The organism is Microbacterium sp. SS28, assembly GCF_022761035.1.
Classification (GTDB): domain Bacteria; phylum Actinomycetota; class Actinomycetes; order Actinomycetales; family Microbacteriaceae; genus Microbacterium.
The window spans coordinates 20,469-42,353 of the sequence record NZ_JAKWJP010000005.1 but is presented as its reverse complement, the minus strand read 5'-3'; the positions used below and the strand labels follow the sequence as shown (position 1 = coordinate 42,353).

Sequence of the window (21,885 nt, the reverse complement as noted above, 5' to 3'; positions counted from 1 at the left end):
GTGTACTGCGCCACGGGCTTGTCGACACCGACCAGTCGACTCGCCAGCGTCTTCGATGCCCTTGCGGGCGGCCCCGGCCAGGTGACCCCCAAGTGACCCCGGGCATTCCGAGGATGCCGGCTTTGGGCGATTCTCGAGTGTGTCGCGTGCATCTCGTGGGACCAGTTCGAGTCGGCGGTGACGACCGGAAACAGCCGCTGACCGGTGATTTCATTGGTGCCGGGCGCTGGCCATAGAGTCGTCAGGCGGTCGTCCGAATCTACCCTGCTAAGGTGGAGTCCCCTCACGGGGACCGAGGGTTCAAATCCCTCCGTCTCCGCATAAAAACCCCAGGTCAGCCGGGGGTTTTCTTGTTACGAATCTGCGCCAGTTCGACGTTCCGCGCTGGTAGAAGTGACCCCCAGGTGACCCCGCGGGGGTCACTTGGGGGTCACCTGCGGGCCAGCGGCTCTACTGCTTGGCCATTCGTCTGTGAGTTCTGCCGCGCGATTCCGCGGAATTCGCCCGACTCAGGGGGTGGGGTGCGCCACCCCTCCACATGTGGTGCACCGCACCTCAGAAGTGACGAAGTGACGTGATGTCGGCGCGGTCATTCACAATGGACGCGTGCCCGCAGTCGCCCAGGTTCTTGAGCTCGCGCAGCTCGTACAACGAGACGCCGCTTGGAAGCTGCTTCGTGCCGACAGTGCGCCAGTGATCGCCGGCCTGCTCAGCACTCATCTGGGGGGTGATGAGCGTCGTGTCGATGCAGAAGAGCTTTACGAGCGGATCGACGTTGACCTCGACAGACTCCGCGCTCACGGGGTACCTCTGCCTTTGACGGCGAAGGGCTATTGCGCCGAGTGGCGCTCGGCTGGGTTTCTCGTACGGCGGCCGTCTTCCGAAGCACGTGGTGAGACGCTCGAACTCTCCCCAGATGCGATCGCCGGTATTCGCTTCCTCCAGGGCCGTGCGGCCCCCCGCTCAAGCGTGACGGAGTCAAGGCTCGCGAGTCTCGCTGCACAGGTACGCCGTCTCGCGATTGACACGGATCCTGACGCGTCCGCACGCATCGCGCTGTTGGAGGAGGAGATCGAGGGGATCGAGCGGCGCATCGAGGCTCTCCGCTCCGGTGATGAGCTAGCGATCGAAGAGGATCGAGCGCTCGAGCGGGTTCGGGATGTTCTTGCTCAGGCGGCCGACGTGCCAGACGACTTTGCGCGGGTGAGTGCGGAGTTCGAGACGCTCAATGCGTCGCTGCGAGCCAAGATCGTCGAATCCGACGTCTCCCAGGCCGCGGTGATCGATGAGGTGTTTCGCGGGGTCGACCATATCTCCGAATCGGACGCGGGCCGCAGCTTCGCTGCGTTCGCGCAGCTCGTTCTCGATCCCGCGCTCGGCGCGGCATTCGAGGCGGACATCCGTCGCATCCTCGATCGAGGGTTCGCCCGCGATCTGACGCCCGAGGAACGACGAGCATTGAGGTCATTCTTGGCGACACTCAAGGGTCGCAGCGCTGAGATCCAGGACGCCATCACGATGTTCGCCCGGGCATTGCGCCGCTACGTTCAGTCCCAGGACTACCAACGCGACCGAGTGCTGCGCACTCTGCTGCGTGAGGCTCAGCACGCCGGAGTCGAAGCCGCCGCATATACCCGGCCGTGGCAGGCCACATCCCTCACGCTGGATCTGTCTGCGGTGCCCTTCTCGAGCGTGGGAGCCATCGAGCTTTACGATCCGGCCGAGTTCGATGCCACGGGCGAGGTCCTCTCGCAGCAAGCCTCTGTCGCGAGCCTCGAAGAACTGCGTGCCCTCGCACGCGAGACCGAGATCGACTTCGACGAACTCAGTCGCAATATCAACGATCTGCTCGCCGAGGCGCCGTCCTGCACGGTCGGCGAAGTTCTCGCGCGATATCCAGCCACGCAGGGAGTCGGCAGCGTCGTCGGCCTGCTCTCAATAGCGGCCGAGCAGGGAACTGTCGACGATGCGCCGGAGGTACTCGCCTGGTTGGGTGCCGACGGGGTCGCCCGCGCGGCGCTCGTTGCCGTGCACCGATTCACAGGAGCAGTGACATGACCGATATGACCACGACGGATGTCGCGGCCGAGGATGTGGCGGGCTTGTGGCGGGGCGACGCCGGAGAGCTCCCGGATCGGACGCGACGCGTGCTTCTCCGTCTCGTGCGTGGGCCTTACCTGTCGGGTGCGCGGGAAGCGCAGCTGTGGGCGGTGCTGCTGACCGACGAGGCCGTCATCCGCTCCCGGCTGGGCGACCTCTTCCTCGAGTTGGTGGTCGATCGCGAGAACGAGTTCGCATTCGTGCGAAATGCTCCAACTGAAGATGTGCCGAAAGCAGTGCGTTCGGAGGCGTTGACATTCCTGGATACGGCGATGCTGCTTGTCCTCCGGCAGACGCTGTTGAGTGAGGAGGGTCGCGGGCGCGTGATCGTGGGGCAGTCCGAGGTGTTTGAGCAGCTCGCTGTGTTTCGCACCGTCGATCGTGACGAGAAGGACTTCACGAGCCGGTTGAACTCCTCGTGGAACAAGATGCAGAACAAGCTTCGCGTGCTGCACGCCGTGGGCGATGACCGCGCCGAGATCTCACCGGTGCTCCGGCTGATCCTCGACGCCGATCAGATCCGCGCTATCACTGCCGAGTACCACCGGATCGCGCAGGAGGGAACCGGCGAGGTCGCCGCCGCATTGACGGATCCCGAGGATGAATCGGAATGACGATGCTGACCTTCCCGACCGACGAGCCTGAGGTCGATCCCACCCGGCCCGGGCAGTGGCGTCTCGCGCAGATGGAACTGGTCAACTGGGGCACCTTCTCGGGCCATGTCACCGTCGACATAGCCCGGCAAGGGCACCTGTTCACGGGAGCATCCGGATCCGGCAAGTCCTCGCTGCTCGACGCGATCGCTGCCGTCCTCACCCCCGATCGCTGGCTTCGGCTCAACGCTGCGGCACAGGATGGCACCTCCCGGCAGAGCGACCGCACTCTCATGAGTTACGTGCGCGGAGCATGGAGCAAGGAAGCGGATGAGACCGCAGATCGAGCCACGACGACGTACCTGCGCCCCAAGGCGACGTGGAGCGGCATCCTGCTGAAGTACGACAACCTCAGCGACGAACCGGTGACGCTGATGCGCGTATTCCACGCGCCTGGCACTCGCACCGAGACGACGGCCCTGAAGGACGCGCGTATTTTCGGTCGCGGAGGGCTCGGTCTGCTCGGGCTCAAGGCTCACATCGAAGGTGGCATCGATGCCCGACGCATGTCGAAGGCGTTCCCTGATGCGCTGATCACGACCGGCGGTCGGCACGGCCGCTTTCATGAACGAGTCGTCCGACAGTTCGGCTTCCGCGGTGACGCGACCCTGCAGCTGCTCCACAAGACTCAGTCAGCCAAGAACCTGGGCACACTCGATGCCCTCTTCCGCGGATTCATGCTCGATCAGCCGAACACTTTCGGGCGTGCCGATACCGCAGTCGAGCAGTTCACCGAGCTCGACGCTGCGCACAAGCACGTCGTAGATCTCCGCAAGCAGGCCGACGCGCTCCGCAAGGTTGACGACGCCATCACGGCGTTCGACCTCGCCGGTGCCGAGATGGCTGGGGCGGCCGCTCTGCACGATGCGGTCGAGCCGTTCACCGCGATGCTCAAGCTCAAGCTCGCTCGGGAGGCCGCTGGTCCAGCGCACGCCTCGCTCGCCCGGGCCGAAAGCGAACTGAGTGACATTGCGCGCGAGCAGCAGCTTGCGGCCGAGGCGTTGGAGACGGCGAAGGCTCGTGTGCGGGACGAGGGTGGCGCTCGGGTAGAGCTGCTGCAGGAGCGGATCGACAGCGCGCGGCGTGCCGAAGAGGTCGTCGAAGAGTATCGCGCACAGCTTGCCGGAGAACTCGCACGCATCGGGGCGCCGATGCCTGAGGACCCAGCTCAGTTCGCGGAGCTGCTGGCTGCGGCGGTCATCGAGACCGCGCGAGATGTCCCGGCCGTGTCGTACGAGGTGCGCGATGCTGCGAGCCAGGCCCGCAGATCCTTGGATGAGATCGCCCGACAGCTCCAGTCCCTCCGCGACCACCGAAGCAACCTCGACGGAAGGCTTCTCAACGCACGAAGACTTCTCGCTGCCGATATCGGTGTCCCCGAATCTGCCCTGCCGTTTGCCGGTCAACTCGTGTCGGTGACTGCTGAGAACGCCGACTGGCGGGGAGCGATCGAACGCGTCTTGGCGTCGTTTGCGACGACCCTCCTCGTGCGCGACGAGCACTTGATCGCCGCGCGCCGGGCGGCTGAGTCCCGTGCGTTCGGCGTCCGTCTCGTGATCGAAGCGGTGCCGCATTCCGTCGATGAGCCACGCCGCCCCAAGGACGCCCGCTCCCTGGTGCATCGCGTGGCAGTCGCGAATGGGCCGTTCGCAGCCTACGTTCGTCGGCGCATTGCAACGGAGTTCGACTACGCGTGTGTCTCGCACCCTGACGAACTCGACGATGTCGAACGTGGCGTCACGATCGGTGGGCTGGTTAAGCGCAACTCGCGACGATATGAGAAGGACGACCGGTCCGAGGTGGGCGATGCCGCCCGATGGGTGCTCGGCGGAGATACCGAGACGCGCCTCGAGGCGCTGCTTGAGCGTCGTCGGGAGGCGGAGGCGGCAGTCGATCAGGCCAACGCGACGGATGCACGGGCCGACGCTCAACGCCAGGAGGCGCTGAATCGGCGTGACGTGTTCCGCAGGGTCTCGACGTCCACGTGGGAGCGGGTGGACATCGCTTCGGCCGCTGCTGTGACCGCTGCTCGACGGGACGAACTTGGGACGCTCACGAGCGGGTCAGGCAGCCTTCGCGACGCTCAGGGCGCTGCAGAGAGGGCGACTCAGCGGCTCGACGAAGCCAACACGAAGCACGCGAGCGCGCTCGGGGAGCGAGCAGTCGCTCGCAACCGGGTGGAGAGCATCTCTTCTCAGATCGCCGAGCTCGAATCGGTTTCGCCTCCCGCGGTCGACGAGTCTCTCCTGAGCGCACTCGACGCGCGATTCCGGGGCGAGAAACGTTCGGTGAGCTTGGAGACGGTGGATGCTGTCGCCCGAGCTGTGCAGTCCGCGCTGTCGAAGGAGAAGGACGCCGCGTCCGGTCGCGCCGCCGATGCGGAGGCGCGCTTCGCCGGATACGCAGCGGAGTTCCGGTTTGGTTGGCCTGCCGCATCCGCCGAGCTGACTGCGGAGATCGGCGATCGCTATGGGTACCGAGAACTGCGGGAGGGGATCCTGGCGCGGGGTCTGCCGGAGAAGGAGAGCCAGTTCCGAAAGCTGCTGCGGGAGCGGTCGCAGGATGTGGTCGCTCACCTGCTGAGCGACCTGCGGGACGCACCAGGGCTCATTCGCGAACGCATCCTACCTGTCAATGCATCCCTGGGGAGGTCCCCGTTCGAGGGGACAGACCGGTTCCTGGAGATCGATGTGAAGACGGCTCGCACCCCGGAAGTCGACGCGTTCCTCACCGACTTGCGACGGATCGTGGAGGGCAACTGGGCTGATGAGTCGCCGGCGGGAGCCGACCAGCGTTTCGAGGTGCTTCAGCGGGTCATCGGGAGGCTCGGGTCGAGGGATCGCGTGGATACGGACTGGCGTACTCGGGTTCTCGACACTCGACTTCATGTCAGCTTTCTCGCGCGCGAGAAGAATGCGAGCGGTCGAGTGATGCGCGTCTACGACTCCGCCGAGGGTCTGTCAGGTGGGCAACGGCAGAAGCTCGTGATCTTCTGTCTCGCGGCCGCGCTGCGGTATCAGCTCACGGAGGAAGAGGATGACCTGCCGCGGTTCGGGTCGATCGTGCTCGACGAGGCCTTCGACAAGGCCGACAGTCGGTACACGCGAAACGCGATGGATGTGTTCGGTGAGTTCGGGTTCCACATGATCCTCGCCACACCGCAGAAGCTGCTACAGACGCTGGAACCTTACGTCGGTGCCATCACGTCCGTCTCGAATCCGGATCGCAACGCCTCGCGGTTGGCGAACGTGGTCTTCTCAGCCGGCGCACCAGAGGTCACCGTCACGGCTCGGGAGGAGACCCGCGCGTGACGAGTCCCGTGACGCCAGACGATCTTCGCGTCCGGGCGAAGAAGATCTTCGACCGCGATGCTCGGGCATGGGCGGCCGAGCGGCGCCGAGACGTCGTGCTCGTTGTGCCGTTGAATCCGCCGACCGAGCGTGAGGCCTTATCCGATCTGGATCAGGTTCGGCGTTGGGTCGGGTCCTGGCGGGAGGCGTACGACGCAACCGAAGTCGAGCTCGTGTGGGCTGTCCGCAACTGGTCGCGTATCGGTTCTCAAGAAATTCCTGTGCGGGCGACCCTGCGCGGTCCAGAAGCGATTGCCCGGGTGGCGGGAGAGGCTGCGGCCTGGGGAGTCCTCGTCAAGCGACTTGATGTCCTCCGTGCCCTCGCGGGTGCAGAGGGCGACGGCGTACTCCGGTCTCATGCGCGCGCGATCGCCGACCTCGACGACGCTGACTTCGACAGGCTGGTCGATGTGACCTTCTGGTTGCGCGAGAATCCAACATCCGGGCGACTCATTCGCGAACTGCCAATCCGCGGGATCCACACCAAATGGATCGAGAGTCGAAGGGGCCTCGTGGAATCCCTCCACCGAGCGGGCACTGGAGCGTCAGGACTTGGCTTGCACGAGCCGTCGCCGCTGGTCCGGATGCGTGTGCTAGATCCGTCATTCGCCTTACATGGCCTGGTCGACGTTTCCGCGCCAGTCGACGACCTCGCTGCCATATCGATCCGACCCGACCGCGTCTTCGTGTTCGAGAATCTCGCTACGGTGCTCGCGATGCCGCAGATGGCCGGCGCAGTCGCCATCCATGGTGGCGGCCACCGCGTCGATCTCATTGCTCGACTGCCATGGGCACACCAGGTCACCTACTGGGGCGATCTGGACTCGCACGGGTTCGCCATTCTTCATCGACTGCGAGCAAGCGGAGTGGTCGCAACTTCCGTGCTGATGGACACGCAGACGGTGCTGGATCACCGCGATCTCTGGGGTCATGATCCAAATCCGAATACCAGCGTCCTCCCCTTGCTCACGATTCACGAGAGCACGACGCTCCGGCTGCTCAGTGCTCAGGGCAACGTTCGCCTCGAGCAGGAGCGCGTTCCCTGGGATTACGCTCTCCCGCAGCTCGGCGTGGAATGACATGATTCGTGGATGCGTCGTGGGTACCTGCTCCTATTAGTCTGTCGGCGCCGCGTGGTACCCTAATCGCAACAAACGCAAACTGTTGCGTCTACGTGTATTGAGGTGATTCTGTGTCTCGCGCTGCGGTCGTTGAGGAGACGTACCTTCCGAGCAGGGGTGACGAGCTTGCCCCAATCATGGACTTTCTCGCAGCCCATGAGGCCGCTGGCCGAGCCGTGCCGGAGCCCCGATATTTCCTCGCGGGAGCGAGGCCAGGAGATCAGGTTGAGCTTCCCGAAGAGGTCTACTTAGCGCTTCGCAAAGTGGTGGATGCGATGCGGAGTGGGCTGGCGGTTTCCGTCGTGCCGCAAACGACTCGTTTGACCACGCAGCAAGCGGCTGATCTGCTCAACGTGAGTCGCCCAACGGTGGTGAAGCTCCTCGACGAGGGCGAAGTCCCCTTTGAGAGGGCTGGAACGCACCGTCGCGTTCTGCTCGCGGATCTGCTCGACTATCGAGAGCGCCGGCGTGAGAGTCAGTACGAAATGCTCGCTAGGACCCGCGACGCCGTTGATGAGGACAACGTCGAGCAGACTCTTGAGCACCTGAAGCAGGCAAGGAAGGCAGTCGCGTCCAGGCGAGCTGCTCAGGAGTAGCTCTTCGCGACTGCCATTATGGGGGTCGTGTTTACGGCGACTCTCGACACCAGCGTGCTGTGGCCGAGCCTGCAACGAGACTTCCTTCTTTCCTTGGCGATCGAAGGTGCGTACCGCCCTACGTGGAGTTCCGCGATCCTCGCTGAACTTGAGTTCCACGAGGAAGCCAAGTTCGTAAGGCGGGGAGTGTTGCCTGAGGAGGCGGTCGAGCGGGCCGTCGGGCTCGTCGCGGCGATGCGTCGAGCATTCGCCGACGCTGAGGTCGAGGGCTGGGAACCGCTGGAAGGCACGTTCGGCCTTCCAGATCCGGATGATGAGCACGTGGTCGCCGCGGCCGTCATCGCTGGCGCCGGAGCGATCGTCACGGAGAACATCAAGGACTTTCCCGCGGCAAAGATCCCGTCCAGCATCCAAGTACTCACCGCGCGTGAGTTCGCGAAGAACACCGTGGCGCTCAATCCCGCACACGCGTTAGCCGCAGTAGGGGAGATGTCAAAGCGGTCCGGCCGCCAAGGCCCCGCGCTCAACGCGCAGGACATTCTCGACATCCTGCGCGATCGATACGGTCTGATCGAAGCTGTCGACATGATGGTCGAAGCGGCCGAAGGATGAGGTTGCGGCGACGTGCTCGCTGCGCCAGATCGCTTCTAGCGGCCCGCGTGAGTGACTCGGCACCGAGTCCGGCGCCGGGTGACCCCCAGGTGACCCCGAGCATTCTGAGGATGCCGATTCGCGTTGATTCTGGGGTGTGACGCGTGCGTGGCGTGATTGCAGCCTCGGCATCCCCATTGATCCGAAACCGCCGCTGATCTGGGACTTACGCTACACAGGAACATGAACACGCCATACGCGCGGCCGCTCGAATCTACCCTGCTAAGGTGGAGTCCCCTCACGGGGACCGAGGGTTCAAATCCCTCCGTCTCCGCCACGAAAATCCGCTGGTTATCGCGATTGTTCTTGCGCCGGATGCTTTCAGCACCATGTCGCTAGAAGAGGAATTTTCGGCGTCCAGGGGTCCCCCAGGGGGACCTTTTAGGGGGACCTCTGCGGTGCGCCCTCTCACCACGTTCCTGCGTTGGAGTGCCCAGCAAGCGCATGATTCCGCGGTTGCGAACGGCGAAAGCCGTTGCGGGGGCTACACCCCGCACAGGTGGCGTCCCTCCAGACGACTTGAATGGTTCCCGATCGGGTTTGATTGACGCACTGCATCGGGAGCTCTGTCGGGCGCTCTATCGGGCGGGACATTCGAACTCACCGAGAATGATGCTCTGGCGCGACGTCGCGATGACACTCACCGCAGCACGGGGGAGGACCCCCTGACTGGCGCGCCCATTGCGTGGGACCAGTACCTGGGTACTGGCGAGCGGCAGAGTGTGTACCACCGGCCGATGTGCATGCCGAGTGCCCCCTTCTAGCGTGATCGCGAGGAAAGGGTTCGCAATGATTACTGCACATGCGCTGACCAAGCGTTACAGGGAAAAAGTGGCCGTCGGTGGCATCGACTTCACCGTGAGGCCGGGTCGAGTGACCGGTTTTCTCGGCCCCAACGGGGCCGGAAAATCGACGACGATGAGGATGATCGTTGGTCTTGACCGGCCGTCGGCTGGCACAGTCGAGGTGAACGGGCGGCCCTACGCCGAACACGTCGCGCCCCTGCGTGAGGTCGGCGTGCTGCTCGACGCGAAGGCGGCCCACAAGGGCCGCACGGCTTATCGGCACCTGCTGGCGATCGCCGCCACCCACGGCATCGGTGCAGCGCGCGTGCGCGAGGTCATCGGCATGGCCGGGCTCGACTCTGTGGCGGGCAAACGCGTGGGTGCGTTCTCGCTCGGCATGGGCCAGCGGCTGGGCATCGCGGCCGCCCTGATCGGCGACCCGGGCACGGTGATCCTCGACGAGCCAGTCAATGGACTCGACCCGGAGGGGGTGCTCTGGGTGCGCACACTCATGCGGGGCCTGGCGGAGGAGGGGCGCACGGTTCTGCTCTCGTCGCACCTCATGAGCGAAATGGCGCAGACCGCCGATGACCTCATCGTGATCGGCCGCGGCAAGATTCTCGCCGAGGGCCCTATCGGCGACGTCATCGCGGGGACGACCCGCTCGGTGATCCGGGTGCGAGCGCGAGAGGGCGCCGCCCTCACCGCGGCCCTCGCGGGCCCCGACGTCGTCGTAACGACGCTGGCCGACGGCGCCTTGGAGATCTCGGGACTCACCTCGGAACAGGTGGCCACGACCGCCGCGAACGCCGGCATCGTCTTGCACGAGGTCGTTTCGCGGACAGGCAGCCTCGAAGACGCCTACATCGCCCTCACCGCCGGAGAAGTCGAGTACCGCTCTGCCGCCGCACCCCGAACAGGAGCAGACCAATGACCGTTTCCGCCATGCAACACCACACGCACGTGCTGAGCCCCGACCGCTTGCGCTTCACGCACGTCGTGCGATCGGAGTTCATCAAACTGACGAGCCTCCGCTCGACGGGTTTCCTTCTCGCCTCGGTGCTGATCTTCGGCATCGGAGTCAGCGTGCTGTTCGCGCTGACGCTCGAATCCGCCGGTGTTCCCTCGGTCGGTTCGACCGCATTCACGCTCGACTCCGTCACCTTGGGGACGCTGGTGTTCGGTCAGATCATCGCAGGGGTCTTGGGTGTGCTCGCGATCAGCTCGGAGTACTCGTCGGGCACGATCCAGCCGAGTCTCATCGCGGTTCCGCGGCGCACCCCCGTGCTGGCGGCGAAGGCGCTCGTCGTACTCCCGGTCATGACGGTAACCGCGCTCGTCTCGGTCTTCGGATCGTGGGCTCTCACCTACCCGATCTACGCCGCGTGGGATCTCCAGACGGCACTGACCGCCCCAGGCATGTCTCTGGCCCTGGCCGGCGGCGCGGTCTACGTCGGGCTGTGCGCTGTGTTCGGACTCGGCATCGGCAGCCTTCTGCGATCGGCGGTGGGAGGATCTGTTGTGGTCTTCTGTACGACTCTGCTCGGCCCAGTGCTGTTGTCGGTCCTGCCGACGTCGGAATTCATCCGCACGATCCGGCTGTACCTGCTTTCGCACGCCGGTGACTCGATGGTGCGCCTTGGAGATGCGCAGCTCGGTTTTGCCGACGCCTGGCAGCAGTACCTGAGCCCTGCAGGGGGCTGGGTGACCGCCTTCGCCTGGGCGATCGCTGCGTTGGTGGCCGGCTGGATCGCACTGCGCAGGAGGGATGCCTGACCTTGATATCGATCGGGTCGGGCGGCACCCCGACCCATATGCCGCCCGATCCAATACTTCCGCAACCGGAACCGAGACCGAGACGAACAGCCATGCGACGACGATCATGGACGGTGCGGGCCATCATGCCCGCGATCTACTTCGCCGTTGCGGTGCTCCTGGCACTCGTCTCGCTGGAACCGCGATTCGCGACGCCGCTGTGGTCGACCGTCGCGCTCGGGGCAGCTGGTCTCGCCGCGCTCGCAACGCGGGCCCGGTACCCGCTGCCGGCACTGGGTGGGGCGCTGGTTGTCGCTGTATTCTCACTGGCCGTCGGCACGGGAGCCGAGACGATCGTGGTGGCGATCGTGCTGTACGGCATCGCGGTAGGGTGCCGCGGGTTCGTCGCGTGGGCCTGCTTCGCCGTTGCGCTGGCCTTCGGCGCCCTCGGAGCCTGGGTGTTCACGGCTCGCCTGGCGAACGGGCCGTCGCTCTGGGGTTCTCCACCCGTCAACCCGAGGGACGTGACAGCTGATTGGATCTTCGCGTTCGCCGTTTTCGCCGTCGCGCTGCTGGTGACCACCCTGCTCGGCACGAGCGCCGGACAGCGGCAACGTCACGTGCGCACACTCCTCGAACGCGCCGAACAGCTCGCACACGAACGCGACCAGCAGGCTGAGATCGCCGCTGCGCGAGAACGCGAACGCATCGCTCGCGAGATGCACGACGTCATCGCACACAGCCTCTCGGTCATGATCGCGATATCGGACGGCGCGCACGCCGCCGCCGACGAGCGACCCGATGAGGCGAAGGTCGCGATCGCCAGGGTGTCCGAGACGGGGCGACGAACCCTCGGCGAGGTGCGCCGACTGCTCGGTGGCGTACGGCGTGTGCCCGAGGGCTCGGGGTCGGTGTACTCACCGCAACCCGATGCGACCCAGCTGCCCGCGCTCGTGGAGCAATTCACGACCGCGGGGCTTCCGGTGCGGATGACAGTGACAGGGTCACCGACCGACGATCCGGCGGTGGGCTTGACCGTGTACCGCATCGTGCAGGAGTCACTGACGAACGTGCTCCGCCACGCTCGCGACGTCACCGCGGTACTGGTCGCCCTGACCTGGACCCCCGAGGAGGTGGCCATTCTCGTCGAAGACTCGGCCTCGCCCGCAGCTGCGGCTCAGAACGCCGGCCGGGGCCTCGTCGGTATGGCGGAGCGGGTGGCGATGTTCGACGGCTCGGTCGAGTCGAGCCCGCGGGCCGGCGGCGGCTGGCGGGTCAAGGCACACCTGCGGTGGGGAGACAGATGACAGCGACCGAAGATATCCGAGTCCTGCTCGTAGACGACCAAGAACTCGTTCGCTATGGACTGCGCCTAGTGCTGGAGGCGGCCCCCGGGCTGACGGTCGTCGGCGAGGCCGCAGACGGGCTGCAAGCGATCGGAGCGGCTCAACGACTGAAACCCGACGTCGTGCTGATGGATGTGAGGATGCCCGGCATCGGCGGAATCGAGGCAACAAGGCGCCTCAGCAGAATGCTGCCCGACTCGCGTGTTCTCGTGCTCACGACATATGACCTCGACGAAGCTGCGTTTGATGCGCTTGATGCCGGCGCTGCCGGATTCCTGCTCAAAAACGCGCGTCCCGATGACCTGGTGGTTGCTATACGCGCGGTCTTCTCCGGCGACGCGGTCGTATCGCCGCGCATAACGGCAAAGCTCATCGAGATCGCCGCCCCGCATCTCGGTGCGAAACGTCATCTCGACTCCAAAGGGGCGCTGGCAGAGCTCTCAGCCCGCGAACGCGAGATCTTCGTTCTCATCGGGCGGGGTCAAACGAACAGCGAGATCGCTGCGGCTCTTTATCTGAGCGAGTCGACGGTAAAGGCCCACGTCGGCCGCGTGCTCTCGAAACTCGACCTCAGCAGTCGAGTGAATGCGGTCATCCTGGCCTATGAACTCGGAGTCGTTGGATCCTGAGTCTCACACCGCTCTGGAGCGGCCACCAAGCAGGACCTGACCACGCGACTGGCATCCGCCCGTACAACGCCGTGACGCGCTCGATCGCATCGATGCGTGACACACCGCGTGCCACCGGAGGATGGCGGAGACAGGGCACCTCGCGAGTTTGTGCAGACCCGCAGTGGTGCGCCGAGGCGTCCGGCCATGGGCGCGCCGAAAACGAGGCGCCACAGTAGAGGCGACGCCCCGCTTCTGCGCCGATCTTCGGTTGCGGCCCGTTGCTCGCGCTACTGTGCGATGAAGGCGAGCAGATCCTGCCCGAACTCGGTCCGGAATTCGCCATACATGCCACGCGGCGCCCCGGGGTAGACCTTCAGTGTCCCGTGGTTGACCAGCTCGGCCGACTGCTCGGCCTGCCAGGAGGCCTCGCAGGAGGGTGGTGTAGGGTGCGGAACACAGCGCGGCGGGTTCGGCCCGACGTGTAACCGGACCGCGGCGATGCAGGCGTAGTTCCACGAGGGATGCCGTTGGCAGACGTCTCGAAGAAACTCGGCGTCGCCTGACTCCGGGCCGACAGAGATGGTCACCATGACCCACTTCGGCTTCCTGTCCACGTATCCGCCTACCCGCTGCGGGCTTGCCACCTTCACGGAAGCGCTGGCCCGCGAACTCGCTGCAGATGATGCCCGCCAACCCACCATCGTGCGGGTGCTGGATGTCAGGGACAGCGGCCCCGGTCCTGTGGTGATCGGCCGCATCCCAACCGCGACGGAGCTGATAGGGCGCGATCGGGTGACCATGCGCACAGCCGTCCGCGCGCTCGACGCCTGCGATGTCGCGATCGTCCAGCACGAGTACGGCATCTACGGCGGACCCGACGGCGACGAGATCATCCCGTTGCTTCGATCCTTGTCGACGCCCGCGATCGTCGTGCTCCATACGGTGCTCATCGCGCCCACTCCTCACCAACGAGCAGTGCTCGAAACGGTGTGCAGGCTAGCCGACACCGTCGTCGTGATGACCGACAACGCTCGCGACATCCTCAACCGGACGTACAACGTCAAGCCATCCAAGGTTCGCGTCATCCCCCACGGCGTTCCAGTTCCTCGCGCGGCCGCCGCGACGAAGCACACCGCTTCGAAGCGGATTCTGACGTGGGGACTCATCTCACCGGGCAAGGGGCTCGAGTGGGGGATCCGCGCGATCGCACAGCTGCGTTACACCGTCCCCTCCGTTGAGTACGTCATCGCCGGCGAAACCCACCCGAAAGTGCTGGCTCATGAGGGCGAGCAATACCGTGAAGCGCTGCAGGAGCTCATCACCGACCTCGACTTGGGTGACATCGTCACCCTCGACAACCGCTACCGCGACGCCGCACAGCTCGCGGAACTGATCGCCGACGCGGACGTCGTTCTGCTCCCATACGACTCGCACGACCAAGCAACGTCGGGGGTACTCATCGAGGCTGTGGCGGCAGGAATCCCCGTCGTCGCGACCGGATTCCCGCACGCGGTCGAGCTGCTGGGCCGTGGGGCGGGACTTATTGCAACGCACCAGGACGCGGAGTCGATGGCCGCGGCACTCGGCGCGATCGTTGGGGCAGAAGGCCTCGCACAGCAGATGCACGATGCCGCACTGCGCGATACCCGCCATTCCTCGTGGCCCGCGGTCGCCGACCAATACCGCGCGATCGCCGATCGCATGATCTCGGTCGCAGCATGACAGGACGCGAAGAAGGATTCGGCTCCGAGGGCGTTCCATGCTTCGCGCATCTCCTGGCGCTGTCCGACGAACACGGAGTCTTCGAACACGCCCTCTTCGACGTGCCGCGCCGTGATCACGGCTACTGCGTCGACGACGTCGCTCGAGCGCTCGTCGTCCTGCTGCGTGAGCCTGAGCCGGCTCCGGCGCTTCTCCGGCTCACGGACACGTGTCTTCGGTTCCTGGAGGATGCCGTCGACGTCGACGGCCGGGTGCACAACCGCATGGCAGCCGGCGGCGGCTGGACAGACGAGACCGCGCTCGGCGATTGGTGGGGTCGAGCTGTACGAGCCCTCGGCGCCGCGGCCGTCCACGCCTCAACCGAGCAGACTCGCGATCGCGCGCTGACCGCGTTTCATCGCGGGGCTTCCGCCCGATCGCCGCACGGCAGAGCGATGGCTTTCGCAACGCTCGGAGCCGCGGACGTGCTGGCAGCAGACCCCGAAGACCTCTCGGCTCGTGCTCTCGTGTTGGACGGGATCTCGTCGATCGCGACCCCGCCGGACGGAGACTGGTACTGGCCAGAATCGCGGCTCCGCTACGCCAACGCGGCGCTCCCCGAGGCCCTCCTGGCCGGGGGCAGGGCAACGGACAACCCACGCGCTGTGGCTCGGGGCCTTTCGATGCTGCGGTTCCTCGTGGATGTCGAGACAAACCGCGGGCACCTGTCCGTGACAGGGACCGGCGGACGTGGCCCCGCACAGAGGTCGGCCCAATTCGATCAGCAGCCGATCGAAGCGGCGGCCATCGCCGACGCGTGCGCGCGCGCGTTCGATCTCAGCGGAGAACCCTCGTGGCGAGCTAGCGTCGCCTCAGCCTGGTCGTGGTTCACAGGTGACAACGACGCCGCCACCGCCATGTTCGATCCCCGGTCCGGCGCCGGCTTCGATGGGCTCGAAGTCGACGGACGCAACGAGAACCGCGGAGCGGAATCGACGCTCGCGGCGCTGAGCACGTACCAGCAGGCACGGCGCCTCGGCGTGCTCGAACTGGTGCGGGCGTGATGATCCGCGCCCACTCTGCGCACCTCGAGCACGATCCGACGCGCGTCGTCGCCAGATCGGCAGCGGCCATGCCGGCGGCAAGGTCGTGCTCGTCTCGCAGTGAACGGGCGGGCGGCTGTGAGATCGCCGCGAGGGCGCACTCCCGTCGCGGCATCGGCGTAGCCTGAGCAATAGGACGTCCCAGACCCCGACATTCCTGGCGCGCACATCGCTGCGGCCGGACGATCGGAGCGGGGCACATGGCCGACCAACTCACATCCGCTGTCCGTCCTGTCGTGCCGCGGGGTGAGCGCGGGACGAACGACTTCACCGAGCTCGCGAAGGTCATCGGCGCGAGCGGCCTCATGCGCCGCCGGTACGGCTACTACTGGAGCAAGCTCATCGGCGCCGTCGTCGTCCTGGCGTCCGCGCTCGTCGGCTTCGTCCTCATCGGCGACACGTGGTGGCAGCTGTTCACGGCGGCGGGCCTGGCTGTTTTGTTCACCCAGATCGCGATGCTCGGTCATGACGCCGCGCACCGGCAGATCTTCGTCTCGGGCAAGTGGAACGACTGGACGACTCTGGTGATCGGCAACCTCCTGGTCGGCATGAGCTATGGCTGGTGGCAGCACAAGCACACCCGCCACCATGCGAATCCGAACAAGATCGGCTCGGATCCCGACATCGAGCTGCCGGTCGTCGCTGTCACGCCCGATCAGCTCGAGCGGCGCACGCGCAAGTACGGGCCCGCGCTCGGGTGGGTCATGGCGCACCAGGGCCTCTTCTTCTACCCGATCCTCCTCTTCGAGGGGCTGTCGCTCCACGCGTCGAGTGTCCGCCGAGTCGTGTCGAGGGAGCCTCTGCGCCGCCGCACGGTCGAGATCGCCTTCCTCGCGGTGCGAATCGGCGGCTACCTGACGCTCGTCTTCTTCGTGCTCTCGCCGGGGGTCGCTGCCGCCTTCCTCGCGGTGCAGCTCGGGCTGTTCGGCGCGTACATGGGCCTCTCGTTCGCCCCCAACCACAAGGGGATGCCCCTCGTGCCCGCCGGCATGCGGCTCGACTTCCTCCGGCGGCAGGTGCTCATGAGCCGCAACATCCGTGGCAGCCGGATCCTGGACGTCGCGATGGGCGGGCTCAACTACCAGATCGAGCACCACCTCTTCCCCTCGATGCCGCGCCCGCACCTTCGGGCGGCGTCGCGGACGGTCGAGCGCTACTGCGCCGAGCACGGGGTCGCTTACACGCAGACGGGACTGTGGGAGTCGTATCGCATCGTCACGCGCTACATCAACCGCGTCGGTCTCGGTGAACGCGACCCGTTCGAATGCCCCATGCTCCTGCAGCGTCAGACGGTGTGACCGCTGTCGCGACGACGCTCTGCGGACGTAGAATCCCGGCCAGATGGATCCCAGCCGAGAGGGCGCCCTCGTCGACGCATTCGTGAGTCTGGCCGACACGCTCGTTGCAGAGTACGACGTCGTCGACCTCCTCAGCACGCTCTCGGAGCACAGCCGCGACATCCTCGCGGCGACGGATGCCGGCATCCTGCTGACGGGCGCCGACGGCCGCCTCGAAGTCGTCGCGGCGTCGAGCGAGCGCAGCCATCTCATCGGCCTCATGCAGCTCGCGGCCGACGAAGGGCCGTGCGTTGAGGCGTACCGCTCCGGTGAGATCGTTGCCGTCCGCGGGTGGGCGACCATCTACGCGCGCTGGCCGCGGTTCGCGACCTCGGTGCGCGAACTCGGCTACGAGTCGGTGCTCGCCGTCCCGATGAGACTGCGCAACGAGCGGCTCGGGTCGCTCAATCTCTTCTTCGACCGCGACCTGGCTGCCTCCGCCGAGGATCGCAAGGCGGCGCAGGGCCTCGCGGACGTCGCGACGATCAGCATCCTGCACGAGCAGACGCTCAAGGAGCAGACCGTCGCGCGCGCCCAGCTTCAGCGCGCGCTCGACAGTCGCATCCTCATCGAGCAGGCCAAGGGCGTCATCGCCCACGCCGAGAACGTCGACATGGACGAGGCCTTCCGGCGGCTGCGCGTCAGAGCCCGCGACAGCCGCGCGCGCATCTCGGAGGTCGCGCGCGAGCTCATCATGGGATCCTCCGGCGACGCCGAGAGATCGGAGCGCCCGGGTGACCCGTCGTTCTAGCGGCCGCCTATGGCGTCTTCGGCGGTCGAGTGCTCGACTGTGAGCCCGTGTCGCCGAACGTGCGCGTGACGTAGGCCTGCGGGCGGCTCCGGAGGATCCGCATCGGTCTGGGGCATCCCAGATTCACGCTTGACGTGTCGGCTAACGCGGGTTAGTGTGAACTTCACCCGCTCCTAACCCGCGTTAGTTCAATCCTCAGCACACGGAAGCACCGCTCATGTCGAAGACGACTCGCCGCCCGGTCACCATGAAGGACGTGGCGCTGCACGCGGGTGTCTCGCGCACGGCGGTCTCACTGGTACTGAATGGTCGGGATTCCGTTGCGCTCGCAGACGAGACGCGAGCCCGCGTCCTGGCGGTCGCGGCTGAGCTCGGCTACCGGCCGAACGCGGGTGCCCGGGCTCTCGCGAATCAGCGGAGCGACTGGTATGGACTCGTCACCGAGATCGTGACGGCGCCGTTCGCGGTCGACATCATCAAGGGGGTCCAGGACCGCGCGCTCGTCGATGAGAAGTACTTGCTCATCGCGTCGACCGAGTCCGACCCCGCGGCCGAGACTGCGGTCATCGAGCGCCTGCTCGAACAGCGGGTCGAAGGTCTCATCTACGCGGCGACCTGGCACCGCGCCGTGACGATTCCCGAGATCGCCCGTGAAGTGCCGACGGTGCTCGTCAACTGCTTCGATCGCGAGGGCCGCTTTCCCGCCGTGATCCCGGACGAACGCGCCGGCGGCCGCCGTGCGACCGAGCGCCTCCTCGCGGCGGGACACCGTCGCATCGGCTTCGTCAACCTGGACCCCGACATGCCGGCCGCCGTCGGTCGACGTATCGGCTTCCACGAGACGCTGCTCGAGGCGGGAATCGCACCTGACGAGAGTCTCGAGCTTTACGGACATGCAACTGCCGACGGCGGCTATGCCGCAGCATCCGCTCTTCTCGACCTCACCGACCCGCCCACGGCGATCTTCTGCGCCAACGACCGCATGGCGATGGGCGCGTACGACGCGATCAAGGAGCGGGGACTGCGCATCCCGAAAGACGTTGCCGTCATCGGATTCGACAATCAGGAGCTCATCGCGGCCTACCTGAGACCCGGCCTGACGACGGTTGCCCTGCCCTTCGACCAGATGGGCGCCACAGGCGTGGAACTCCTCGCCGACATCATCGCGGGTCGGTCGACCGTCACGGAAACCGTGACGGTCGACTGCCCGCTCCTCGAACGCGCGTCGGTCTGACTGGACATCTCCGCCGACACGCAGCCCCTTCGGCTTCAACGAAGAAAGGAACACCACCCATCATGACAGTTCACAGGAAAGCGGTGCTCATCGCCGCCGCTCTGGCGGCGTCGGCGGCACTCGCGCTGACCGGCTGCAGTGCCGGCGGAAGCAACTCCTCCGACCCCCAGGACGGCACCCAGCTGCTGACGATTCCCCGCGAAGACATGGGGACGTTCGACCGCAACTTCAACCCGTTCTCGAACCCCGAGTTCCCGATGACGCAGCAGGCGATCTACGAATCGATGCTGATCTACAACCCGGCCGACGGCTCCACGACCCCGTGGCTGGCGACGGAATGGGAGGTGGCTCCCGACAGCACGGGCATCACTTACCACCTGCGCGATGGTGTGAAGTGGTCGGACGGCGAACCGTTCACCGCCGACGACGTCGTACTCTCGTTCGACCTGCAGCGTGAGATCCGCGGCGGCTTCGACTACATCCAGTCCGTCACCGCGGTCGACCCGCTCACGGTGCAGTTCGACTTCAACCAGCCGTTCTCACCCGCACTGCTCGACATCGGGCAGCAGGTCATCGCCCCCGCCCACATCTGGAGCGACGTCGAAGACCCCACGAAGTTCGCCAACGAAGAGCCGGTCGGCACGGGGCCCTACACCGAGGTCACGAATTTCCAGTCGCAGTCCTTCGACCTGGGGAAGAACCCCGAGTACTGGCAGCCCGAGAAGCAGCAGATCGAGGGCATCCGCATGCTGGCATTCGCGGGCAACGACGGCGCAAACCTCGCCGCCGCCAGCGGCGACGTGGACTGGGCGCCGCAGTTCATCCCGAACATCGAGGAGGCCTACGTCGCGAAGGACCCCGAGAACCGGTTCTACTGGTTCCCGCCCACCGGCTCGATGATCAACTGGCAGTTCAACACGACCAAGGCCCCGTTCGATGACCCGGATGTTCGCAAGGCGCTGTCGATGGCGGTCGATCGCGAGCAGGTGACCGATATCGGGATGCAGGGCTACACCTATCCCGCCGACTGCACCGGTCTGAGCGGCTCATATGACACATGGCGCGACGACACGGTGGTCGAGGCGTGCACGTGGACGGACCGTGACCTCGAGGGCGCGGGGGAGCTGCTGGATGACGCGGGCATCACCCTCGGTGCAGACGGCAAGCGCGTCCTCCCCGACGGCACGCCGTTCGCCTTCGACTTCTCGGTCGGCTCCACCTCGAGTGACTGGGTTTCGGTGGGCAACGTCATCTCGCAGAACCTCGCTGAGCTCGGTGTGACGGTCACCGTCGCGGCGAAGGACTGGGGCGATGTGGTCGCCGGCTACGAGAACGGCACGTTCGATTCCGGCATCGTATGGAGCGCCAACGCGCCCACGCCGTACCAGTTCTATCGCGGCGTGATGGGGACCGAGACGGTGAAGCCGGTCGGCGAGCAGACGTTCGACAACTATCACCGCTACGGCAGCCCTGAGGCCGATGCGCTGCTCGCAAAGTTCGCCGCGGCATCCGACGAGGCCGCGCAGCACGACATCGCGAACCAGCTGCAGGCGCTCTTCGCCGAGGAAGCCCCGGTCGCTCCGCTGTTCCCCGGCCCCGAGTGGGGGGCGGCGAGCACCGAGCGGTTCACCGGCTGGCCCGCTGAGGACAACCCGTACGCGACGCTGTCGACGCGCTCGCGGACGACAGTGCTCGTCCTCACCACCCTCGAGCCAGTAATCACCGACTGAGAAACAGTTCGTCCTGCTGCGTCGCCGACGCGACGCAGCAGGACGAACTGGGAGGCACAACATGGCCTACATGCTGCGACGCTTCGGGTTCTACCTCGTCGCGTTCTGGGTGTCGATCACCCTCAACTTCTTCCTCCCCCGCTTCATGCCCGGAGACCCGGTGTCGCGCATGGTGGCGCGCCTGCAGGGCCAGCTGCGCCCCGACCAGATCGAGGCCTTGAAGGAGTCGTTCGGACTCAGCGACGCCCCCCTGTGGGAGCAATACCTGCGCTACCTCGGTCAAGTCTTCACCGGCAATCTCGGGTTCTCGATTTCGAGGTTCCCGACGCCGGTGGTCGACGTCATCGGAAGCGTGATCGGCTGGACGCTTCTCCTCGGCTTCGTGTCGCTCCTCATCGCCGTCATCATCGGCAACGTTCTCGGCATCCTCGCGGCGTGGCGCCGAGGCGGAGTCCTCGACTCGTATGTCCCGCCCATCCTCATATTCATCGGCTCGTTCCCCTACTTCTGGCTGGCGATGGGGCTGCTATACGTGTTCGGGGTGGTGCTCGGGTGGTTCCCGGTGCGGCATGCATTCGGCGTCGGTATGACTCCCGGATTCACCCTCGCCTTCATCGCCGACGTCGCCTACCACCTGATCCTGCCCGCCACCTCGATCGTGCTCGTATCGATCGGCGGCTGGATGCTGGGGATGCGCAACACGATGATCGCCACCAACGCCGAGGACTACATCGTCATGGCCGAGGCGAAGGGTCTGCGTCCCAACCGCGTCAGGACGAACTATGCGGCGCGCAACGCGCTTCTCCCGTCAGTCACCGCGTTCGGGATGTCGCTGGGCTTCCTCGTCGGCGGCGCGCTCCTCACCGAGGTCGTCTTCGCGTATCCGGGGATCGGCTACACCCTGCTCTCGGCGGTGCAGAACCTCGACTACCCCCTCATGCAGGGGATCTTCCTGACGATCACCACATTCGTGCTGATCGCCAACTTCCTCGTGGACATCGTGTACGTGCGGCTCGACCCGCGCGTGCGCGTGAGCTGAACGGAGCGACTGATGTCTCTCG

Annotated in this window: 18 protein-coding genes and 1 tRNA gene; 18 read left to right on the top strand and 1 reads right to left on the bottom strand. The window is 65.9% G+C overall.

The genetic code is table 11. The features are described from left to right. Positions 1–235: 235 nt before the first annotated feature. From MJ607_RS14385 to MJ607_RS14335, 11 genes are all read left to right on the top strand, one after another. Positions 236–319: transfer RNA gene (locus MJ607_RS14385), tRNA-OTHER, on the top strand. A 287-nt stretch (positions 320–606) separates the two neighbouring features. After that, entirely contained in the window at positions 607–2,058 is a 1,452-nt protein-coding gene (locus tag MJ607_RS14380) for a DUF3375 domain-containing protein (RefSeq protein WP_243076298.1), read from the top strand. After that, positions 2,055–2,714 carry a DUF4194 domain-containing protein gene (locus MJ607_RS14375; protein WP_243076297.1) on the top strand — a complete coding sequence of 220 codons (660 nt, stop codon included), beginning with the start codon at positions 2,055–2,057 and terminating at the stop codon, positions 2,712–2,714. The genes MJ607_RS14380 and MJ607_RS14375 overlap by 4 nt, the downstream gene beginning before the upstream one ends. Next, the gene (locus MJ607_RS14370; RefSeq protein ID WP_243076296.1) at positions 2,711–6,064 is read left to right on the top strand and encodes an ATP-binding protein; all 3,354 of its coding nucleotides are present in this window, start codon (positions 2,711–2,713) and stop codon (positions 6,062–6,064) included. The genes MJ607_RS14375 and MJ607_RS14370 overlap by 4 nt, the downstream gene beginning before the upstream one ends. Then, entirely contained in the window at positions 6,061–7,182 is a 1,122-nt protein-coding gene (locus MJ607_RS20245; RefSeq protein ID WP_243076295.1) for a Wadjet anti-phage system protein JetD domain-containing protein, read from the top strand. The genes MJ607_RS14370 and MJ607_RS20245 overlap by 4 nt, the downstream gene beginning before the upstream one ends. A gap of 113 nt (positions 7,183–7,295) precedes the next feature. Next, positions 7,296–7,820, top strand: a complete 525-nt coding sequence (locus MJ607_RS14360; RefSeq protein WP_243076294.1) for an excisionase family DNA-binding protein — start codon at positions 7,296–7,298, stop codon at positions 7,818–7,820. Positions 7,821–7,838: 18 nt separating this feature from the next. Continuing rightward, positions 7,839–8,432, top strand: coding sequence for a PIN domain-containing protein (locus MJ607_RS14355; RefSeq protein ID WP_243076293.1), 594 nt, complete (start codon positions 7,839–7,841; stop codon positions 8,430–8,432). Between the two features lie 828 nt (positions 8,433–9,260). Further along, complete coding sequence (locus tag MJ607_RS14350; protein ID WP_243076292.1) at positions 9,261–10,190, top strand: ABC transporter ATP-binding protein; 930 nt, start codon at positions 9,261–9,263, stop codon at positions 10,188–10,190. Further along, positions 10,187–11,032, top strand: coding sequence for an ABC transporter permease (locus MJ607_RS14345; protein WP_243076291.1), 846 nt, complete (start codon positions 10,187–10,189; stop codon positions 11,030–11,032). Before MJ607_RS14350 ends, MJ607_RS14345 begins: the two co-directional genes overlap by 4 nt. A gap of 92 nt (positions 11,033–11,124) precedes the next feature. Beyond that, a complete protein-coding gene (locus MJ607_RS14340) occupies positions 11,125–12,318 on the top strand; it encodes a histidine kinase (RefSeq protein ID WP_243076290.1) in 1,194 nt (397 codons plus the stop codon). After that, positions 12,315–12,986: a response regulator transcription factor gene (locus tag MJ607_RS14335; protein ID WP_243076289.1), complete on the top strand. Its 672-nt coding sequence runs from the start codon at positions 12,315–12,317 to the stop codon at positions 12,984–12,986. Before MJ607_RS14340 ends, MJ607_RS14335 begins: the two co-directional genes overlap by 4 nt. Before the next feature lie 269 nt (positions 12,987–13,255). Here MJ607_RS14335 and MJ607_RS14330 read toward each other — a convergent pair whose 3' ends face one another. Then, entirely contained in the window at positions 13,256–13,558 is a 303-nt protein-coding gene (locus MJ607_RS14330) for a hypothetical protein (RefSeq protein ID WP_243076288.1), read from the bottom strand. Between MJ607_RS14330 and MJ607_RS14325 the strand changes: the two genes are divergently transcribed. The 7 genes from MJ607_RS14325 (at position 13,557) to MJ607_RS14295 (ending at position 21,863) form a co-directional block, all read left to right on the top strand. Then, positions 13,557–14,690, top strand: coding sequence for a glycosyltransferase (locus MJ607_RS14325; protein WP_243076287.1), 1,134 nt, complete (start codon positions 13,557–13,559; stop codon positions 14,688–14,690). The two genes, MJ607_RS14330 and MJ607_RS14325, sit on opposite strands and share 2 nt — an antisense overlap. Then, the gene (locus MJ607_RS14320; RefSeq protein ID WP_243076286.1) at positions 14,687–15,733 is read left to right on the top strand and encodes a glycosyltransferase; all 1,047 of its coding nucleotides are present in this window, start codon (positions 14,687–14,689) and stop codon (positions 15,731–15,733) included. Before MJ607_RS14325 ends, MJ607_RS14320 begins: the two co-directional genes overlap by 4 nt. Positions 15,734–15,972: 239 nt before the next feature. Next, entirely contained in the window at positions 15,973–17,070 is a 1,098-nt protein-coding gene (locus tag MJ607_RS14315) for an acyl-CoA desaturase (protein WP_243076285.1), read from the top strand. Between the two features lie 43 nt (positions 17,071–17,113). Beyond that, on the top strand, positions 17,114–17,860 hold the full coding sequence (locus MJ607_RS14310) for a GAF and ANTAR domain-containing protein (protein WP_243076284.1): 747 nt from the start codon (positions 17,114–17,116) through the stop codon (positions 17,858–17,860). A 217-nt stretch (positions 17,861–18,077) separates the two neighbouring features. Continuing rightward, positions 18,078–19,094, top strand: a complete 1,017-nt coding sequence (locus MJ607_RS14305) for a LacI family DNA-binding transcriptional regulator (RefSeq protein WP_243076283.1) — start codon at positions 18,078–18,080, stop codon at positions 19,092–19,094. 62 nt (positions 19,095–19,156) lie between these two features. Beyond that, complete coding sequence (locus tag MJ607_RS14300) at positions 19,157–20,824, top strand: ABC transporter substrate-binding protein (protein ID WP_243076282.1); 1,668 nt, start codon at positions 19,157–19,159, stop codon at positions 20,822–20,824. 61 nt (positions 20,825–20,885) lie between these two features. Beyond that, a complete protein-coding gene (locus tag MJ607_RS14295; RefSeq protein WP_243076281.1) occupies positions 20,886–21,863 on the top strand; it encodes an ABC transporter permease in 978 nt (325 codons plus the stop codon). Positions 21,864–21,885: the final 22 nt, after the last annotated feature.